Here is a 17,799-nt window from a genome sequence, read left to right as displayed (position 1 = left end):
CTCGCAGCGGCGCCACCGGTACGGAGGCGCTCACAACTGGCCCACGGAGGTGACCCGGACGACCGCCCGGCCCTCCTCGTCGGACGCGGCCAGGTCGACCTCGGCACTGATGCCCCAGTCATGGTCGCCGTTCGGGTCCGCGAACGTCTGCCGGACGCGCCACAGGCCGTGTTCGGCGTCCTCGTCGATCTTCAGCAGCTTCGGTCCCCGGGCGTCCGGACCGGTGCCCAGCTCCTCGTACTCGTCCCAGTACGCGTCCATCGCCTCGCCCCACGCGTCCTCGTCCCAGCCCGCGTCGCCGTCCAGCTCCCCGAGATCGCGGACCCGGTCCAGCGCGGCCAGCTCGACCCGGCGGAACATCGCGTTGCGCACCAGCACCCGGAAGGCGCGGGCGTTGGCCGTGACCGGCTTGACCTCGTCGGCACGCTCCTGCGCCTGCTCCGCCGTCTCCACCTCGGGATTGGCGAGCTGCTCCCACTCGTCGAGCAGACTGGAGTCGACCTGGCGGACCATCTCGCCGAGCCAGGCGATCAGGTCCTCCAGGTCCTCGGACTTGATGTCGTCCGGGATGGTGTGCTCCAGCGCCTTGTACGCGCTCGCGAGATAACGCAGCACGATGCCCTCGGTACGCGCCAGTTCGTAGTTCGACGTGAACTCGGTGAACGTCATCGCGCGTTCGTACATGTCCCGGATCACCGACTTCGGCGACACCGGGTGGTCGCTCACCCACGGGTGACTCTGGCGGTAGACCTCGTACGCGTGCCACAGCAGCTCGCTCAGCGGCTTCGGGTACGTGACCTCCTGGAGGAGCTCCATCCGCTCCTCGTACTCGATGCCGTCGGCCTTCATCTGCCCGACCGCCTCACCGCGCGCCTTGTTCTGCTGCGCGGCGAGGATCTGGCGCGGGTCGTCGAGCGTCGACTCCACCACCGAGACCATGTCCAGGGCGTACGACGGCGAGTCGGCGTCCAGCAGCTCGAACGCGGCGAGCGCGAACGTGGACAGCGGCTGGTTCAGCGCGAAGTCCTGCTGAAGATCGACGGTGAGCCGCACGATGCGGCCCTCCGCGTCGGGCTTGTCCAGCTGCTCCACCACGCCGCCGTCGAGCAGCGAACGGTAGATCGCGATGGCCCGGCGGATGTGACGCAGCTGCGCCTTGCGCGGCTCGTGGTTGTCCTCCAGCAGATGCCGCATCGCCTCGAAGGCGTTGCCGGGACGTGCGATCACGGACAGCAGCATGGTGTGCGTGACCCGGAAACGGGACGTCAGCGGCTCGGGATCGGATTGGATGAGTTTGTCGAACGTGGTCTCCGACCAGGCGACGAAGCCCTCGGGTGCCTTCTTGCGGACGACCTTGCGCTTCTTCTTGGGGTCGTCACCGGCCTTCTTGACCGCCTTCTCGTTCTCCACGACGTGCTCGGGCGCCTGCGCGACGACAAAGCCCGCCGTGTCGAAGCCCGCCCGGCCGGCCCGGCCCGCGATCTGGTGGAACTCACGCGCCCGCAGGGTCCGCACCCGGGTGCCGTCGTACTTGGTGAGGGCGGTGAACAGCACCGTGCGGATGGGGACGTTGACGCCGACGCCGAGCGTGTCCGTACCGCAGATCACCTTCAGGAGGCCCGCCTGCGCGAGCTTCTCGACCAGGCGGCGGTACTTCGGGAGCATGCCCGCGTGGTGCACCCCGATGCCGTGGCGCACATAGCGCGAGAGGTTCTGGCCGAACTTGGTGGTGAAGCGGAAGTTGCCGATGAGATCGGCGATCTTCTCCTTCTCCTCCTTGGTGCACATGTTGATGCTCATCAGCGACTGCGCCCGCTCGACGGCCGCCGCCTGCGTGAAGTGCACGATGTAGACCGGCGACTGCCGGGTGTCCAGGAGCTCGGTGATCGTCTCGGTGATCGGCGTCAGCCGGTACTCGTAACTGAGCGGGACCGGACGGGTCGCCGAGCGCACGACGGACGTGGGCCGGCCCGTGCGGCGGGTCAGGTCCTCCTCGAACATCCGGACGTCACCGAGCGTGGCCGACATCAGGATGAACTGGGCCTGCGGCAGCTCCAGGATCGGGATCTGCCACGCCCAGCCGCGATCCTGCTCCGCGTAGAAGTGGAACTCGTCCATGACGACCTGGCCGATGTCCGCGTACTTCCCGTCACGCAGCGCGATGGACGCGAGCACTTCGGCGGTACAGCAGATCACCGGGGCGTCGGCGTTGACCGAGGCGTCGCCGGTGAGCATGCCGACGTTCTCCGTACCGAACAGCTTGCACAGGTCGAAGAACTTCTCCGAGACCAGGGCCTTGATCGGAGCGGTGTAGAAGGTGACCTTGTCCTGGGCGAGAGCGGTGAAGTGCGCACCGGCCGCGACCAGGCTCTTTCCGGAGCCGGTGGGGGTGGAGAGGATCACGTTGGCCCCGGAGACCACCTCGATCAGCGCCTCCTCCTGAGCGGGGTAGAGGGTGATCCCCTGCGTCTCGGTCCATGACGAGAATGCCTCGAAGAGGGCGTCGGGGTCGTCGGTCGGGGGCAGCTGATCGATAAGGGTCACGCCCCCATCTTGCCTGTCTTCCACCCCGATGAGGGAACCGGACGACGGTACGAAGATCACGGACGATACGCTGCCCACTCAACTCGGCCGCACCGTACCGACGGTGGCCGGAACTCGCGCCCAGGCCCTGCCTGGCGCACCTCACGACAGCTACGGGGGCGGATACAGCCATGATGGGACCGGCACACTCTCTGTCAGGGGCGGCTGCCTGGCTGGGGGTGGGCGCGGCCGCGGCCGCCGAGGGTCACACCATGCCGTGGCCCGTCCTGGTCGTCGGCGCGCTGATCACCGCGGGCGCGGCGCTCGCACCGGACCTCGACCACAAGTCGGCGACCATCTCGCGCGCCTTCGGTCCGGTCTCCCGCGGACTGTGCGAGATCGTCGACAAGCTCTCGCACGCCGTCTACAAGGCCACGAAGCTGCGGGGCGACGCGAACCGCAACGGCGGCCACCGGACGCTGACCCACACCTGGCTGTGGGCGGTCCTGATCGGTGCGGGCGCCTCCGCCGCGGCGATCACCGGCGGCCGGTGGGCGGTGCTGGCGATTCTCTTCGTCCACCTGGTGCTCGCCGTCGAAGGGCTGCTCTGGCGGGCCGCCCGGGTGTCCAGCGACGTCCTGGTGTGGCTGCTCGGGGCGACCAGCGCGTGGATCCTCGCCGGCGTCCTGGACAAGCCGGGCAACGGCTCGGACTGGCTCTTCGACGCCCCCGGCCAGGAGTACCTCTGGCTCGGCCTGCCGATCGTGCTCGGCGCCCTCGTCCATGACATCGGCGACGCGCTGACCGTGTCCGGCTGCCCGATCCTGTGGCCGATCCCGGTCGGCCGCAAGCGGTGGTACCCGATAGGTCCGCCGAAGTTCATGCGTTTCCGGGCCGGCAGCTGGGTGGAGCTGAAACTGCTGATGCCGGCGTTCATGGTGCTCGGGGGAGTGGGCGCGGCCTCCGCCCTGAACTTCATCTGAGGCCCGCCCCGGTCCGGCCCCGGACCGTGCCCGTACGTCGGCGGTGGCGCCCTCCGGCCGGAGGGCGCCACCCGAGAAACGCGACGTGCCGGTCGCCGTCAGCCGTGCCAGGACCGCCACAGCGCCGCGTACGCACCGTCCGCGGCCACCAGCTCGTCATGGCTGCCCAGCTCGCTGATCCGGCCCTGCTCGACGACGGCGATCACGTCCGCGTCGTGCGCCGTGTGCAGCCGGTGGGCGATCGCCACGACCGTACGGCCGTCGAGCACCCGGGCCAGCGACCGTTCCAGATGACGGGCCGCGCGCGGGTCGAGCAGCGACGTCGCCTCGTCCAGCACCAGCGTGTGCGGATCGGCCAGTACCAGCCGGGCCAGCGCGATCTGCTGCGCCTGCGCCGGAGTGAGCACCAGACCGCCCGAGCCGACCTCGGAGTCCAGCCCCTCGTCGAGCGCCCTCGCCCAGCCGGCCGCGTCGACCGCGGCCAGCGAGGCCCACAGCTCCTCGTCCCCCGCACCGGTACGGGCCAGCAGCAGGTTGTCCCGCAGCGAGCCGACGAACACATGGTGCTCCTGGTTGACCAGTGCCACATGCGTGCGGACCCGTTCCGCCGGCATCCGGGACAACTGCGCGCCGCCCAGGGTGACGTCACCGGTGCGCGGGGCGTAGATACCGGCCAGCAGCCGGCCCAGGGTGGACTTGCCCGCACCGGACGGTCCGACCAGCGCCATCCGCGTACCGGGAGCCACGTCCAGCGACACCCGGTGCAGCACGTCGAGACCGGCGCGGTAGCCGAAGCGCACCTCGTCCGCCCGCACCTCACGGCCCTCCGGCGCGACAGCGTCGTCACCCGCGTCCGGCTCGATCTCGCGGACCCCCACGAGGCGGGCCAGCGACACCTGGGCGACCTGCAACTCGTCGTACCAGCGCAGGATCAGACCGATCGGGTCGACCATCATCTGGGCGAGCAGCGCGCCCGTGGTCAGCTGACCGACGGTGAGCCAGCCCTCGATGACGAACCAGCCGCCGAGCATCAGGACCGCGCCGAGAATCGTCACGTACGTGACGTTGATGACGGGGAACAGCACGGAGCGCAGGAACAGCGTGTACCGCTCCCAGGCCGTCCACTCCTTGATCCGACGGTCCGACAGGGCCACCCGTCGCGCACCGAGCCGGTGCGCCTCCACGGTTCTTCCGGCGTCGACCGTCTCCGCGAGCATCGCGGCGACCGACGCGTAGCCGGCCGCCTCCGAGCGGTACGCCGACGGCGCCCGGCGGAAGTACCACCGGCAGCCGATGATCAGCACCGGCAGGGCGATGAGCACCGAGAGCGCCAGCGGGGGAGCGGTGACGGCGAGCGCGGCGAGCAGCAGCCCCGCCCACACCACGCCGATGGCCAGTTGAGGGACCGCCTCGCGCATGGCGTTGGCGAGCCGGTCGATGTCCGTGGTGATGCGGGACAGCAGGTCACCCGTCCCCGCCCGCTCCAGCACACCCGGGGGCAGCCGGACCGAGCGCACGAGGAAGTCCTCGCGCAGGTCGGCCAGCATCTCCTCGCCGAGCATCGCGCTGCGCAGGCGCATCATCCTGGTCACCACGGTCTGGATGACCAGCGCCAGGGCGAACACCGCGGCGGTGCGCTCCAGATGAAGGTCGGTGACCCCGCCGGCCAGGTCCTCGACCAGGCCGCCCAGCAGGTACGGACCCACGATCGACGAGATCACCGCGACGCAGTTGAGCGCCGTGACCACGGCAAACGGCCGCCGGTGGCGCCGCATCAGCTCCCGGACATAGGTGCGTACGGTCGTGGGGGTTCCGACCGGCAGGGTCGTCGCCGACTCCGGGGCGGCCGGGTCGTACGCCGGTGGTGCGACGCCGATCATGCCCTCTCCTCGATTTCCTCGATCGTCTCGATCGTGTCGATGTCTTCGGCCGCGTCCGGTCCGGCAGCGGCGGTCTCTTCGCCGGTGTCGGGTCCCGACGCGGCGATCTCCTCGTCGGTCTCACGGGTGACGACCGCGCGGTACAGCGGTTCGGCGCGCAGCAGTTCCCGGTGGGTGCCCACCGCCACCACGGTGCCGCCGTGGACCAGCGCCACCCGGTCCGCCAGGTCGAGCAGCAGCGGTGACGAGGCGAACGCCACCGTCGTACGGTCCTTGCGCAAGGCCTTGATGCCCTCGGCCACCCGCGCCTCGGTGTGCGAGTCGACGGCGGACGTCGGCTCGTCGAGCACCAGGGCCCCCGGGTCGGTCACCAGCGAACGCGCCAGGGCGAGCCGCTGACGCTGACCGCCGGACAGGGACCGGCCGCGTTCGGTGATCCGGGTGTTCATGGGGTCGCCGTCCGCGTCGACCGACGCCTGGGCGAGCGCGTCCAGGACATCGCCGCACTGCGCGGCCGCCAGCGCGTCCGCGGCGGCGATCCGCCCGGACGACGGCACGTCCAGCAGCTCGCGCAGCGTGCCGGAGAGCAGCACCGGATCCTTGTCCTGGACCAGCACGGCGGTCCGGGCGGCGTCCAGCTCCAGCTCGTCCAGCGGTACGCCCCCGAGCAGGACCGACGGCAGCGCGGGAGCCTCGGCGTCCTCCGCCTCGCCCTCCTGGGCCACGGCCGGCTGGGCATGGCCGCCGAGCCGGTCCGCGAGGCGGCCCGCCTCGTCCGGATCGCCGCAGACCACCGCGGTGAACAGGCCCTCCGGAGCCATCAGGCCGGTGACCGGGTCGTACAGGTCACCGGCCGGAGCGGCGTCCACCGTGGACGGCCGGGCCACCCGGCTCAGCGAGAGCACCCGTACCGCGCGCTGAGCGGACGGCCGGGAGAAGGAGTACGCCATGGCGATCTCCTCGAAGTGCCGCAGCGGGAACAGCATCAGCGTCGCCGCGCTGTACACCGTCACGAGCTGACCGACCTCGATCCTCCCGTCCCGGGCGAGCGCGGCCCCGTACGTGACCAGCGAGATCAGCAGCAGACCGGGCAGGAACACCTGGATCGCCGAGATCAGCGACCACATGCGCGCACTGCGCACCGCCGCCTCGCGGACCTCCTGCGAGGCGCGCCGGTAGCGGCCGAGGAACAGTTCCTCGCCGCCGATGCCGCGCAGCACGCGCAGCCCGGCCACCGTGTCGGAGGCAAGCTCGGTGGCCTTGCCCGCCTTCTCGCGCTGGATGTCCGCGCGGCGGGTGGCCCGGGGGAGGAGCGGCAGGACACCGAGGGCGAGCAGCGGCATGGCGAGCGCCACGAGCACGCCGAGCGAGGGCAGGTACAGGACGAGCCCGACGCAGATGATCACGAGGGCCGCGGCGGCCGCGACGAAGCGGGAGAGCGCCTCGACGAACCAGCCGATCTTCTCCACGTCGCCGGTGGACACCGCGACGACCTCGCCCGCGGCGACCCGTCGGGTCAGTGCCGAACCGAGCTCCGCGGTCTTGCGGGCGAGCAGCTGCTGGACCCGCGCGGCGGCGGTGATCCAGTTGGTGACGGCGGTCCGGTGGAGCATGGTGTCGCCCACCGCGATCAGTACGCCCAGCACCGCGATCATGCCGCCGGCCAGAGCCAGCCGTCCGCCGGACCGTTCGACGACCGACTGGACGGCGAACCCCACGGCGAGCGGCAGCCCCGCGATGGAGCACTGGTGCAACAGGCCCCAGGACATGGAGGTGAGCTGTCCGCGTATCTGGTTGCGGCCGAGCCAGAGCAGGAAGCGAGGGCCGGACCGGACATCGGGATCGCCGGGATCCGAGTACGGAAGATCGCGAATGTGCATGACGTCCCAAAAGATCGTAAGGAGCCGGGACCCGCGAAGGGGTCCCCAGAGACACGTTCGGCAAGCGCGTGGGGGAGAACCAAACCGTTCAAGCCTCGCTGTCCGCAGGGGCCGAGGCAAACCCTTTTACGCGCGGTGCGGGGCCGTGCCGGGCCGGCTTCAGGCGTGGCCCGGGACGCCCCGGGCGGCCTTCACCGTGCGTCTCAGGGCGGTGCCGGGCCACGGCGCGCGGAGTAGGGGACCGGCCACGCATGCCGCCGGACCCGGGGAGGGAACGGCTGCGGACGCCGGGTGGTGCGACCATGGACGGATGCGTATAGCCGGTGCGGTACGAGTGGTGGCCTCGGCGGCCGCCTGCGGTGTCCTGCTCACGACGCTCACGTCGTGCGGCGACGGACAGGAGACGGAGAAGGGCGACGCGCGGTCGGCCGGTGCCCGGAAGGACGGGGCAGGGACCGCCGGCCTGAAGCGGATCCCGGACGTCGGCGACCGGCTGCGGTCGAAGATCCCGCACAACTCCCGTCAGGTCGTCGCCGTTTACGGTGCGGGCAGGAACTCCGCGGACTCCACGGTCGTGCTGTACACCCGGACCGGCTCCACCTGGGACAAGGCCGCCGGCTGGAAGGCCCACAACGGCCGCAAGGGCTGGACCGCCGACCATCACGAGGACGACAAGCGCTCCCCGGTCGGCGTCTTCACCCTCACCGACGCCGGCGGCGCACTGCCCGACCCGGGCGCGCTGCTCCCGTACAGCGAATCGGCCGCCATCCGCGCCCCGCGCTACTGGGCCAAGCCCTACTGGCACGACTTCGACTACGTCATCGCCATCGACTACAACCGCGTCAAGGGCACCGCCCCCAACGACCCGACACGCCCGGAGGGCCAGTCCAAGGGCGGCAGCATCTGGCTCCACATGGACCACGGCAGTGGCACATCCGCCTGTGTGAGCCTGCCGAAGGCGGCCATGGTGAAGCTGCTGCGCACTCTGGACCCGAAGCAGAACCCGGTCGTGGTCATGGGGGACCGCGCGGCCCTCAAGAGCTGAGCGACCCGCCCGGCACCGGGGCGGGACGCCCGTTCCCGCCAACGCCGAGTGCCCCCGCTCGGCAGTGGCGCTCGGGTGCCGCGGCGTCCCGGTGGCCAAGGTGGTCGGCAGGTGCGCTCGGGGGCCCCGTTGGCCGGGGCGGTCGGCAGGTGCGCTCGGGCGTCCCATCCGGCCAAGGTGGTCGGCAGGTGCGCTCGGGGGCCCTGTTGGCCGGGGCGGTCAGCAGGTGCGCTCGGGCATCCCGTTGACCAGGGCCGTCAACAGGCCGCCGAGCACCTCCCGCTGATCGGCGGTCAGCGGGGCCAGGATCTCCTCCGCGGCCGCCCGGCGCGCGTTGCGCAGGGACCGGAGCGTGGCGATGCCCTCGTCCGTGATCTGGATGCGGACCACCCGACGACTGTCCGGATCGGGGGTCCGGCGCACCCGGCCGCTCGCCTCCAGCCCGTCGACCAGCGTGGTCACGGCGCGGGGGACGACGTCGAGACGCTGGGCGAGATCCGCCATCCGGGGAGGACCGTCGTAGTGCGCGACGGTGCGCAGCAGCCGGAACTGCGCGGGGGTGATGCCGATCGGCTCCAGCTGACGGCCTTGGATGCGCTGAAGCCTGCGGGTCAGCCGCAGCAGCTGTTCGGCGAGCACGCCGTCCGGGTCGGGGGAGTCCATACCGGGAACAATATCAGGACCTTGTTCATTGTGAGTACAGGTAACAATGAGCTAGGCTCTGATTCTTGCCCGATACGTACACACCAGCACGTACCCACAGCAAGCAGCACGGCCCTCGGCGGCCGCCCTGCCTCCAGACCGGACGCGCACGCTTCGCAGGCGCCCGCGCCCCCTGCCGTTGTCGCACGCCTGACGAAGGAGCCCATGAAACCCGACGGACCCACGTGGACACCCCCGCCCCGGGACGCCGCCCAGCCGCCTGCCGAGCTGCGCCGCATCCTCCGCCTCTTCCACCCGTACCGCGGCCGCCTCGCGGTGGTCGGACTGCTCGTCGGCGCCTCGTCGCTGGTGTCGGTCGCCTCCCCGTTCCTGCTGCGCGAGATCCTGGACACCGCCATCCCGCAGGGGCGGACCGGGCTGCTCTCGCTGCTCGCCCTCGGCATGATCCTCACCGCGGTGATGAACAGCGTCTTCGGCGTGCTCCAGACGCTCATCTCGACCACGGTCGGCCAGCGGGTCATGCACGACCTGCGCACCGCCGTCTACTCGCAGCTCCAGCGGATGCCGCTCGCGTTCTTCACCCGGACCCGCACGGGCGAGGTCCAGTCGCGGATCGCCAACGACATCGGCGGTATGCAGGCCACGGTCACCTCCACGGCGACCTCGCTGGTCTCCAACCTCACCGCGGTCATCGCCACGGTCGTCGCGATGCTCGCGCTCGACTGGCGGCTCACCCTCGTCTCGCTGCTCCTGCTGCCGGTCTTCGTCTGGATCAGCCGCCGGGTCGGCCGCGAGCGGAAGAAGATCACCACTCAGCGGCAGAAGCAGATGGCCGCCATGGCAGCCACCGTCACTGAATCGCTCTCCGTCAGCGGCATCCTGCTCGGCCGCACCATGGGCCGCTCGGACTCGCTCACCAAGGGCTTCGCCGAGGAGTCCGAGCGTCTGGTCGACCTCGAGGTGCGCTCCAGCATGGCCGGACGGTGGCGGATGTCGACGATCGGCATCGTGATGGCCGCCATGCCCGCCGTCATCTACTGGGCCGCGGGCATCGCCCTGCAGTCCGGCGGTCCGGGCGTCTCGATCGGTACCCTCGTCGCCTTCGTCTCGCTCCAGCAGGGCCTCTTCCGGCCCGCCGTGAGCCTGCTCTCCACAGGGGTGCAGATGCAGACCTCCCTCGCCCTCTTCCAGCGGATCTTCGAATACCTCGACCTCACGGTGGATATCACCGAGCCGGAGAAGCCGGTCCGGCTGGAGGAGATCCGTGGGGAGATCCGCTTCGAGAACGTCGACTTCAGCTACGACGAGAAGAGCGGCCCGACCCTCAGCGGCGTCGACGTCACCGTGCCCGCCGGCGCGAGCCTGGCCGTCGTCGGTCCCACCGGCTCCGGCAAGTCCACGCTCAGCTATCTGGTGCCGAGGCTCTACGACGTCACCGGCGGACGGGTCACGATCGACGGGGTCGATGTGCGCGACCTGGACTTCGACACCCTCGCACGGGCCGTGGGCGTGGTCTCCCAGGAGACGTACCTCTTCCACGCCTCGGTCGCCGAGAACCTGCGCTTCGCCAAACCGGAGGCGACCGACGAGGAGATCGAGGCGGCGGCCCGCGCGGCCCAGATCCACGACCACATCGCCTCGCTGCCCGATGGCTACGACACCCTCGTCGGTGAACGGGGCTATCGGTTCTCGGGAGGCGAGAAACAGCGCCTGGCCCTTGCCCGCACGATCTTGCGCGACCCGCCGGTGCTGATCCTCGACGAGGCGACGAGCGCCCTCGACACCCGTACGGAATTCGCGGTACAGGAGGCGATCGACGCGCTCTCCGCGGGACGTACGACGATCACCATCGCCCACCGGCTGTCCACCGTGCGCGACGCCGATCAGATCGTCGTCCTCGACGGTGGCCGCACCGCGGAGCGCGGCACCCACGAGGAACTGCTGCGACAGGACGGCCGGTACGCGGCCCTGGTCCGCAGGGACGACACCCGGCTCGCCCCGGTGGCCGGCTGACCGGTCGGCGGCTGACCGGTCGGCGGCTGACCGGGCACCGCGCACGCGACGGCGCCGCCCCGATGGGACGGGGAGCGACGCCGCCGGGTGGAGCAGGGGGCCCGTGTTCGTCTCGCGGGGTGTGCGCCGCGTGTCGCCGGGAGCGGGGTACCGGCGGCGTGATCGGCGCGGGGGTAGCGTGCCGGCATGGTGAACGAGTCCCCGGACGTACCTCCCCGCCGCCGGCCCGGTCGCCGGGTCCGCCCCACCCGCCGCGGCCGTCTGGTGCTGATCATCGGTGCCGTCCTCGTCCTCGCCGCGGGGGCCGCCGTACTCGTACCCCTGCTGACCACGGAGCCGAAGACGGAGCAGCCACGCACCCTCGTCATCCCGGAGGGATGGCGGGCCTCGCAGGTGTATGCGGCCGCGGACAAGGCCCTCGGCGAGCCCGCCGGAACCACGCAGAAGGCGGTCGCCACGGCGGACCTGCCGCTTCCGGCCGAGGCGAAGGGCAACCCCGAGGGCTACCTCTTCCCGGCGACGTACCCGGTCACGTCGGGTACGACTCCGGAAAGCCTGCTGCGCTACATGGTCGACACGGCGGTGAGCCGGTTCGGCGCCGACCACATCACCGCTGGAGCACAGCGCAACAACGTCACCGTATACCAGACGGTGACCATCGCCGCCATCGTCCAGGCCGAGGCGGACAGCGCGTCCGACATGGGCAAGGTGGCCAGAGTCATCCACAACCGGCTCGACCGGGGCATGCCCCTCCAGATGGACTCGACGCTCAACTACGCGTTGAACCGCAGCACGCTGGACACCACCACGGGCGATACGAAGATGGACAGTCCGTACAACAGCTATGTACACAAAGGGCTTCCGCCCACTCCCATCGGCAATCCCGGAGAGCAGGCGATGGCAGCGGCCATCGGTCCCACTCCCGGCCCATGGCTGTACTTCGTCACGGTCGCACCCGGCGACACCCGCTTCACCGACGACTACGCGGAACAGCGGCGCAACGTGGCGGAGTTCAACAACAACCGCAGAGGGGCCGGCCACGGCTGAGCCATAGGCCGGACCCGGCCGAGGTCGCTCACGCGGGCACCGGCGCCGCCTCCAGCAGCCGGCCGATGGCGCGCACGGCGGCGCGCCCGGCCCGGTTGGCGCCGATGGTGCTGGCGGAGGGACCGTATCCGACGAGATGGACGCGTTCGTCGCGCACGGCCTGCGTTCCCTCGACCCTGATCCCGCCCCCGGGCTCACGGAGCCGCAGCGGGGCGAGGTGATCGACGGCGGCCCGGAAGCCGGTCGCCCAGAGAATGACGTCCGCCTCGACGGTGCGACCGTCGTCCCAGGCGACGCCGGCCGGTGTGATCCGGTCGAACATCGGCAGCCGGTCGAGCACTCCGGACTCGCGGGCGCGCCGGACCGCGTCGGTGACCGGCAGCCCGGTGACGCTCACGACACTCTGCGGCGGCAGCCCGCGCCGCACCCGGTCCTCCACCATGGCCACGGCCGCCCGGCCCTGCTCGGCTCCGAACGGTCCCTCGCGGAACACGGGCGGGCGGCGCGTCACCCAGTAGGTCGCCTTCGCCACCTCGGCGAGCTCCATCAGATGCTGGGTCCCGGAAGCCCCACCGCCGACGACGACCACCCGCTGTCCGGCGAACTCGGCGGGCCCCGGGTAGTTCGCCGTGTGCAGCTGCCGCCCGTGGAAGGTTTCCTGGCCCGGGTAGCGCGGCCAGAACGGCCGGTCCCAGGTGCCCGTGGCATTGATCAGGGCACGCGTCGCGTACGTACCCTCGGACGTCTCGACGAGCAGCCGCCCGCCCGCGCCCTCGCGCACCGCGCTCACCTCGACCGGCCGGTGAACCCGCAGGTCGAAGCGTTGCTCGTACGCGTCGAAGTACGCCCCGATCACCTCGGACGAGGGCCGGCTTTCGTCGGCGCCCGTCAGCTCCATGCCGGGCAGGGCGTGCATGCCGTGCACCTTGCCGTACGTCAACGAGGGCCAGCGGAACTGCCAGGCGCCGCCCGGGTGCGGGGCGTGGTCGAGGACCACGAAATCGCGGTCCGGCTCCAGACCGCTGCGACGCAGATGGTAGGCGCCCGACAACCCTGCCTGTCCGGCACCGATCACCACGACATCCACCGAGCACACCCCTACATTGTTCACGCTTGTACTAACGGCGTCGGTGGCAAGGATCTTCCCGTGGGGCCCACCACGACATTGCCCGACGTGGGTGCGTGCGCACCGTGCGTGCGTGCCTGCGCGGCTCCGGGCGACGCGACCCTTCTGCTGTCTCGGGACACGGACGCGCGATCCCGCGGTACGGGCAGGACAATGGGCCCATGTCCTCTGCCTTCAGCACCAGCGTCCTGAACATCACCACGGGTACGACGGAGACCGTCACCGACCTGACGTCCGACTGCGAACAGTTCCTCACCCGGTCGGCCCCGGGCCGCGACGGCCTGCTCAACATCTTCGTCCCGCACGCGACCGCCGGTATCGCCATCCTGGAGACGGGCGCGGGCAGCGACGACGACCTGCTCTCCGCCCTGCACTCCCTGCTCCCCGCGGACGACCGCTGGCAACACCGCCACGGCAGCCCGGGCCACGGCCGCGACCACGTCCTCCCGGCCCTCGTCCCGCCCCACGCGACGCTGCCGGTGATCGCGGGGCGGCTTGAACTGGGGACGTGGCAGTCGGTGTGCCTGGTGGACACGAACGTCGACAATGCCAACCGGCAGGTTCGGCTGAGTTTCCTGGGCTGATCCCCGTCACTCTCCGGGTCGTGCCGCCGATTCCCGTGCCATGCGTGCGCGAACGGAGAGAATCTTGCACGGTACGGCCATCAATGCATCGAACGTCCCTACGACGGATGCGGCAAATGCCTGCTCGGAGGGCGGCGGTTGTCGCGAGTCAAGGCGGCCACGTCGTCCCCTGAGCGTCAGCGCGAGAACGTGCTCACCGCCGCCGGGTCTGGCACGGCCGAGGAACGTGCGTTCCTGGAGCGCCACGCCTTCTCCGAAGCCGGACAGCCGCGTCGGCCGGGCGCGTTCGACGGCCCTGCGGAAGTCGCCGACGACGGCGCGACGGGCGATGGTGAACGGCCAGGTGCGGGCCGAGGAGCGGCCATCGAAGCGGTGCCGTGTGAGCAGGGCACGCAGGAACGTGTCCTGCGGGGGTACGGACGAAGGCGTCCGCTGCCTCGCGGTCGCGGGCGGGCGGCGAGCGCCCACCGCACGGCCGCTCCGCAACGACGACGCACCTAGCGCGGCCAAGCACGTAAGCACGTAAGCGCGCAGGGGCGCGCCCATCAGTGCGTCCGGTTTCGGCGCGGTTCAACAGGCACTGGTTCGCGCCGGTGCACACGGGTTCGTAGGTGTGCGTATACGCGCCGCCCGGGGAACCCCGCACGCCCTACCGGTGCGCGCGGGCAATGGAAAGGATGAGCACACCGCACATGAACCACATGATCCGCAGTCCCCCGTCCCCCGGCCGGGGTGGACTCGCGGCGGAAGGAGTTCACGGTGTTGCTTCTCATCTCCCCTGACGGCGTCGAGGAAGCGCTCGCCTGCGCGAAGGCGGCGGAGCACCTCGACATCGTCGACGTCAAGAAGCCCGATGAAGGCTCTCTCGGCGCCAACTTCCCCTGGGTCATCAGGGAGATCCGCGACGCGGTACCGGCGGACAAACCGGTGTCCGCCACCGTGGGCGACGTGCCGTACAAGCCCGGCACCGTGGCGCAGGCTGCGCTCGGGGCGGCCGTCTCCGGCGCCACGTACATCAAGGTGGGCCTGTACGGATGCACGACTCCCGAGCAGGGCGTCGAGGTCATGCGGGCGGTTGTCCGAGCCGTGAAGGACCATCGCTCGGACGCGCTGGTCGTCGCCTCGGGCTACGCCGACGCCCATCGCGTCGGCTGCGTCAATCCGCTCGCCCTGCCCGACATCGCGGCCCGCGCCGGCGCCGACGCGGCGATGCTGGACACCGCGATCAAGGACGGCACGCGGCTGTTCGACCACGTTCCGCCGGACGTCTGCGGCGAGTTCGTCCGCCGTGCCCACGCGGCCGGTCTGCTCGCCGCCCTCGCGGGCAGCGTCAAGCAGGCCGACCTCGGTTCGCTGACCCGCATCGGTACGGACATCGTGGGCGTGCGGGGAGCGGTCTGCTCGGGCGGTGACCGCAATGCCGGAAGGATCCAGCCGCACCTGGTCACCGCCTTCCGGGCGGAGATGGACCGGCAGGCCCGGGAGTTCTCCACCGCCGACGTCCCGGCCCTGAACTGATCACCGGGATGCCGACGCCGGCAGCCGGCCGCGTCCCCGGACACCGTGCCCCGTGCCTCGCGGTCATCGACCCGGCGTCCGGGGAGACCTTTGACGAGGCCCCCGACCAGCAGCCGGACGAGCTGGACGGCGCGATCGACCGGGCCCGGCGCGCGTGGCCCGGATGGCGCGCCGACCCGGCCGCGCGCACCACCGGGCTGAACGCCGCCGCCGACGCCGTGGAAGCTGCCCGGGACGACCTCGCTCCGTTGCTCACCCGCGAACAGGGCAAGCCCCTGGCCGAGTCGTACGCCGAGGTCGCCCGTACGGCGGCCCGGCTGCGGTACTTCGCCGCTCTGGCTCCCCGCAGCCGCCGGATCGACGACGGCCGACCCGTACACAGCGAGATCCGCTGGCAGTCTCTCGGGCCCGTCGCCGCGATCGTGCCGTGGAACTTCCCCCTCCAGCTCGCTTCGGCGAAGTTCGCACCCGCACTGGCCGCCGGCAACACCGTGGTCCTCAAACCGTCCCCGTACACCCCCCTTTCCACCAGACTGCTCGGTGCCGTCCTCGCCACAGTCCTGCCCGAAGACGTCCTGACCGTCATCACCGGCCGGGAACCCCTCGGTGCTCACCTCGCCGCCCATCCGGGTATCCGCCACGTCACCTTCACCGGCTCGGCGCCGACCGGGCGGGCCGTCGCCGCAGCTGCGGCGGCCTCCCTCGCCCGCGTCACCCTGGAACTGGGCGGCAACGACGCGGCCGTCCTCCTGGACGACGTCGACGTGGACCGGATCGCGGACCGGCTGTTCTGGGCCGCCTTCCGCAACTGCGGGCAGGTCTGTATGGCAGTCAAACGCGTCTACGCACCGGCCCGGCTCCACGCCCAGGTAGTCGAGGCCCTTGCCCACCGCGCGAAGACCGTCGTCGTCGGATCCGGCCTGGACCCGGAGACCCGGCTCGGGCCGGTCAACAACGCCCCTCAGCTGGCCCGCGTCGAGCAGGTCACACAACGGGCCCTGGCGGCCGGTGCCCGGGCAGCCGCCGGCGGTCTCCGGCTCGACGGTCCGGGCTACTTCTTCGCTCCCACGATCCTCACGGACGTCCCTCCCGACGACCCGGTGGTGACGGGGGAACAGTTCGGGCCGGTCCTGCCGGTGCTGCCGTACCGAAACCTCGACGAAGCCGTCGAAGCGGCGAACGGCACCGGCTTCGGGCTGGGCGGTTCGGTGTGGGGCACCGACCTCGACCGGGCGGCGGCGACAGCCGAGCGGCTCGAATGCGGCACTGCCTGGATCAACCACCACGCCGAACTCTCCCTTGCCCAGCCCTTCGCAGGCGTCAAGGACAGCGGGCTCGGTGTCGCGGGCGGGCCGTGGGGCTTCTACGGCAACCTCCGTCCGTTCGTCGTGCACCGGCCGCGGGAGGAAGAAGGATGAGGTTTCGAGCCGCCGTGCTGCGCTCTCACGAGACCCCGTTCGCGGTCGAGGAGATCGTCCTGAGCACCGGCCCGGCCGCCGGTGAGATCCTCGTCGAGATCGCGGGATGCGGCATGTGCCGGACCGATCTCGCGGTCCGGCGATCAGCCGGCCGCACTCCGCTGCCTGCGGTCCTCGGCCATGAGGGGAGCGGAGTCGTGGTGGCGTCCGGGGACGGCCCGGACAGCGCCATCGGCGTCGGTGACCACGTCGTGCTGAGCTTCGATTCCTGCGGACACTGCCGGAACTGCCGCAGCGCTGCCCCTGCCTACTGCGACTCCTTCGCCTCACTCAACCTCTTCGGGGGACGCGAGGAGGGCGCCGCACGGCTCACCGACGCCGCCGGGGGAGCGCTGGCCCCCCGCTGGTTCGGCCAGTCCTCCTTCGCCGAATACGCCCTCGTTCCGGCGCGCAACGCCGTCAGGGTCGACGCCGCCCTGCCGCTCGAACTGCTCGGTCCACTCGGCTGCGGCATCCTCACCGGTGCCGGAGCCGTACTGAACACCTTCCGTGCCGGGCCCGGTGACACCCTCGTCGTCCTCGGTGCGGGCGCGGTGGGCCTGGCCGCGGCCATGGCAGCCACCGCCGCCGGCGTACGGACCGTGGCCGTCGACCGGCATCCGGGGCGCCTGGACCTGGCCGAACGGTTCGGCGCGGTCCCGCTGCCCGCCGAGACGGCCGGACTGGCCGAGTGCATCCGTCGGCACACCGACGGTGGCGCGCAGTACGCCCTGGACACCACGGCCTCCGCCCCGCTGATCAACGACGCGCTCCGCGCGCTCCGCCCCACCGGCACCCTCGGTCTCGTGGCACGCCTCCACACCGCGCTGCCGCTCGAACCGGGCACGCTCGACGGGGGCCGCGGCATCCGGCACATCTGCGAGGGGGACGCCGTACCCGAACTACTGATACCGCGGCTGATCGGTCTGTGGCAGGCCGGCCGCTTCCCCTTCGACCAACTGATCCGCACCTATCCCTTGGCCGACATCAACGAGGCCGAACGGGACTGTGACGCCGGACGCGTGATCAAGCCCGTCCTGCTGCCGGAAGGAAGAAACAGATGAGTGACACCTCCACCAC

Annotated in this window: 13 protein-coding genes and 1 pseudogene; 8 read left to right on the top strand and 6 right to left on the bottom strand. The window is 71.3% G+C overall.

Translation table 11 applies throughout. The annotated features are described in order from the left end of the window. Nucleotides 1–30: 30 nt before the first annotated feature. Nucleotides 31–2,544 carry a DEAD/DEAH box helicase gene (locus tag E6R60_RS10475; protein ID WP_136326198.1) on the bottom strand — a complete coding sequence of 838 codons (2,514 nt, stop codon included), beginning with the start codon at nucleotides 2,542–2,544 and terminating at the stop codon, nucleotides 31–33. 170 nt (nucleotides 2,545–2,714) lie between these two features. Between E6R60_RS10475 and E6R60_RS10470 the strand changes: the two genes are divergently transcribed. Then, nucleotides 2,715–3,506: a metal-dependent hydrolase gene (locus tag E6R60_RS10470; RefSeq protein WP_136326197.1), complete on the top strand. Its 792-nt coding sequence runs from the start codon at nucleotides 2,715–2,717 to the stop codon at nucleotides 3,504–3,506. A 98-nt stretch (nucleotides 3,507–3,604) separates the two neighbouring features. Here the strand turns inward: E6R60_RS10470 and E6R60_RS10465 are convergent, their stop codons facing one another. Together E6R60_RS10465 and E6R60_RS10460 are read right to left on the bottom strand one after the other, a co-directional pair. Further along, nucleotides 3,605–5,386 (bottom strand): ABC transporter ATP-binding protein, encoded by a 1,782-nt coding sequence (locus tag E6R60_RS10465; RefSeq protein ID WP_136326196.1) that lies wholly within the window; start codon nucleotides 5,384–5,386, stop codon nucleotides 3,605–3,607. Beyond that, entirely contained in the window at nucleotides 5,383–7,266 is a 1,884-nt protein-coding gene (locus tag E6R60_RS10460; protein ID WP_136326195.1) for an ABC transporter ATP-binding protein, read from the bottom strand. The genes E6R60_RS10465 and E6R60_RS10460 overlap by 4 nt, the downstream gene beginning before the upstream one ends. A 310-nt stretch (nucleotides 7,267–7,576) precedes the next feature. Here E6R60_RS10460 and E6R60_RS10455 point away from each other — a divergent pair, with 310 nt between their 5' ends. After that, on the top strand, nucleotides 7,577–8,311 hold the full coding sequence (locus E6R60_RS10455; protein WP_206309369.1) for a L,D-transpeptidase family protein: 735 nt from the start codon (nucleotides 7,577–7,579) through the stop codon (nucleotides 8,309–8,311). A 219-nt stretch (nucleotides 8,312–8,530) separates the two neighbouring features. Here E6R60_RS10455 and E6R60_RS10450 read toward each other — a convergent pair whose 3' ends face one another. Continuing rightward, entirely contained in the window at nucleotides 8,531–8,974 is a 444-nt protein-coding gene (locus E6R60_RS10450; RefSeq protein WP_136326194.1) for a MarR family transcriptional regulator, read from the bottom strand. A gap of 204 nt (nucleotides 8,975–9,178) precedes the next feature. Between E6R60_RS10450 and E6R60_RS10445 the strand changes: the two genes are divergently transcribed. Both E6R60_RS10445 and mltG read left to right on the top strand, forming a co-directional pair. Then, a complete protein-coding gene (locus tag E6R60_RS10445; RefSeq protein WP_136326193.1) occupies nucleotides 9,179–10,987 on the top strand; it encodes an ABC transporter ATP-binding protein in 1,809 nt (602 codons plus the stop codon). Between the two features lie 186 nt (nucleotides 10,988–11,173). Beyond that, complete coding sequence (gene mltG, locus E6R60_RS10440; protein WP_136326192.1) at nucleotides 11,174–12,034, top strand: endolytic transglycosylase MltG; 861 nt, start codon at nucleotides 11,174–11,176, stop codon at nucleotides 12,032–12,034. A 28-nt stretch (nucleotides 12,035–12,062) separates the two neighbouring features. Here the strand turns inward: mltG and E6R60_RS10435 are convergent, their stop codons facing one another. After that, entirely contained in the window at nucleotides 12,063–13,130 is a 1,068-nt protein-coding gene (locus E6R60_RS10435; RefSeq protein ID WP_136326398.1) for an NAD(P)-binding domain-containing protein, read from the bottom strand. A gap of 191 nt (nucleotides 13,131–13,321) precedes the next feature. Here E6R60_RS10435 and E6R60_RS10430 point away from each other — a divergent pair, with 191 nt between their 5' ends. Further along, the gene (locus tag E6R60_RS10430; protein ID WP_136326191.1) at nucleotides 13,322–13,744 is read left to right on the top strand and encodes a secondary thiamine-phosphate synthase enzyme YjbQ; all 423 of its coding nucleotides are present in this window, start codon (nucleotides 13,322–13,324) and stop codon (nucleotides 13,742–13,744) included. 231 nt (nucleotides 13,745–13,975) lie between these two features. Here E6R60_RS10430 and E6R60_RS37325 read toward each other — a convergent pair. Continuing rightward, nucleotides 13,976–14,152 (bottom strand): annotated as a pseudogene (locus E6R60_RS37325) (sigma factor); the annotation flags it as partial. Between the two features lie 351 nt (nucleotides 14,153–14,503). Here E6R60_RS37325 and E6R60_RS10415 point away from each other — a divergent pair. From E6R60_RS10415 to E6R60_RS10405, 3 genes are read left to right on the top strand one after another with little or no spacing between them, the layout of a single operon-like run. Next, entirely contained in the window at nucleotides 14,504–15,262 is a 759-nt protein-coding gene (locus E6R60_RS10415; protein WP_136326190.1) for a (5-formylfuran-3-yl)methyl phosphate synthase, read from the top strand. Between the two features lie 8 nt (nucleotides 15,263–15,270). Next, the gene (locus tag E6R60_RS10410) at nucleotides 15,271–16,680 is read left to right on the top strand and encodes an aldehyde dehydrogenase family protein (RefSeq protein WP_136326189.1); all 1,410 of its coding nucleotides are present in this window, start codon (nucleotides 15,271–15,273) and stop codon (nucleotides 16,678–16,680) included. Then, nucleotides 16,677–17,783: an alcohol dehydrogenase catalytic domain-containing protein gene (locus E6R60_RS10405; protein WP_136326188.1), complete on the top strand. Its 1,107-nt coding sequence runs from the start codon at nucleotides 16,677–16,679 to the stop codon at nucleotides 17,781–17,783. The genes E6R60_RS10410 and E6R60_RS10405 overlap by 4 nt, the downstream gene beginning before the upstream one ends. Nucleotides 17,784–17,799 lie beyond the last annotated feature (16 nt).

The sequence above is a fragment of the Streptomyces sp. A0642 genome (assembly GCF_004795105.1).
GTDB lineage: Bacteria > Actinomycetota > Actinomycetes > Streptomycetales > Streptomycetaceae > Streptomyces.
The sequence above is the reverse complement of the archived record's forward strand: the minus strand, read 5'-3'. Positions and strand labels throughout refer to the sequence as shown.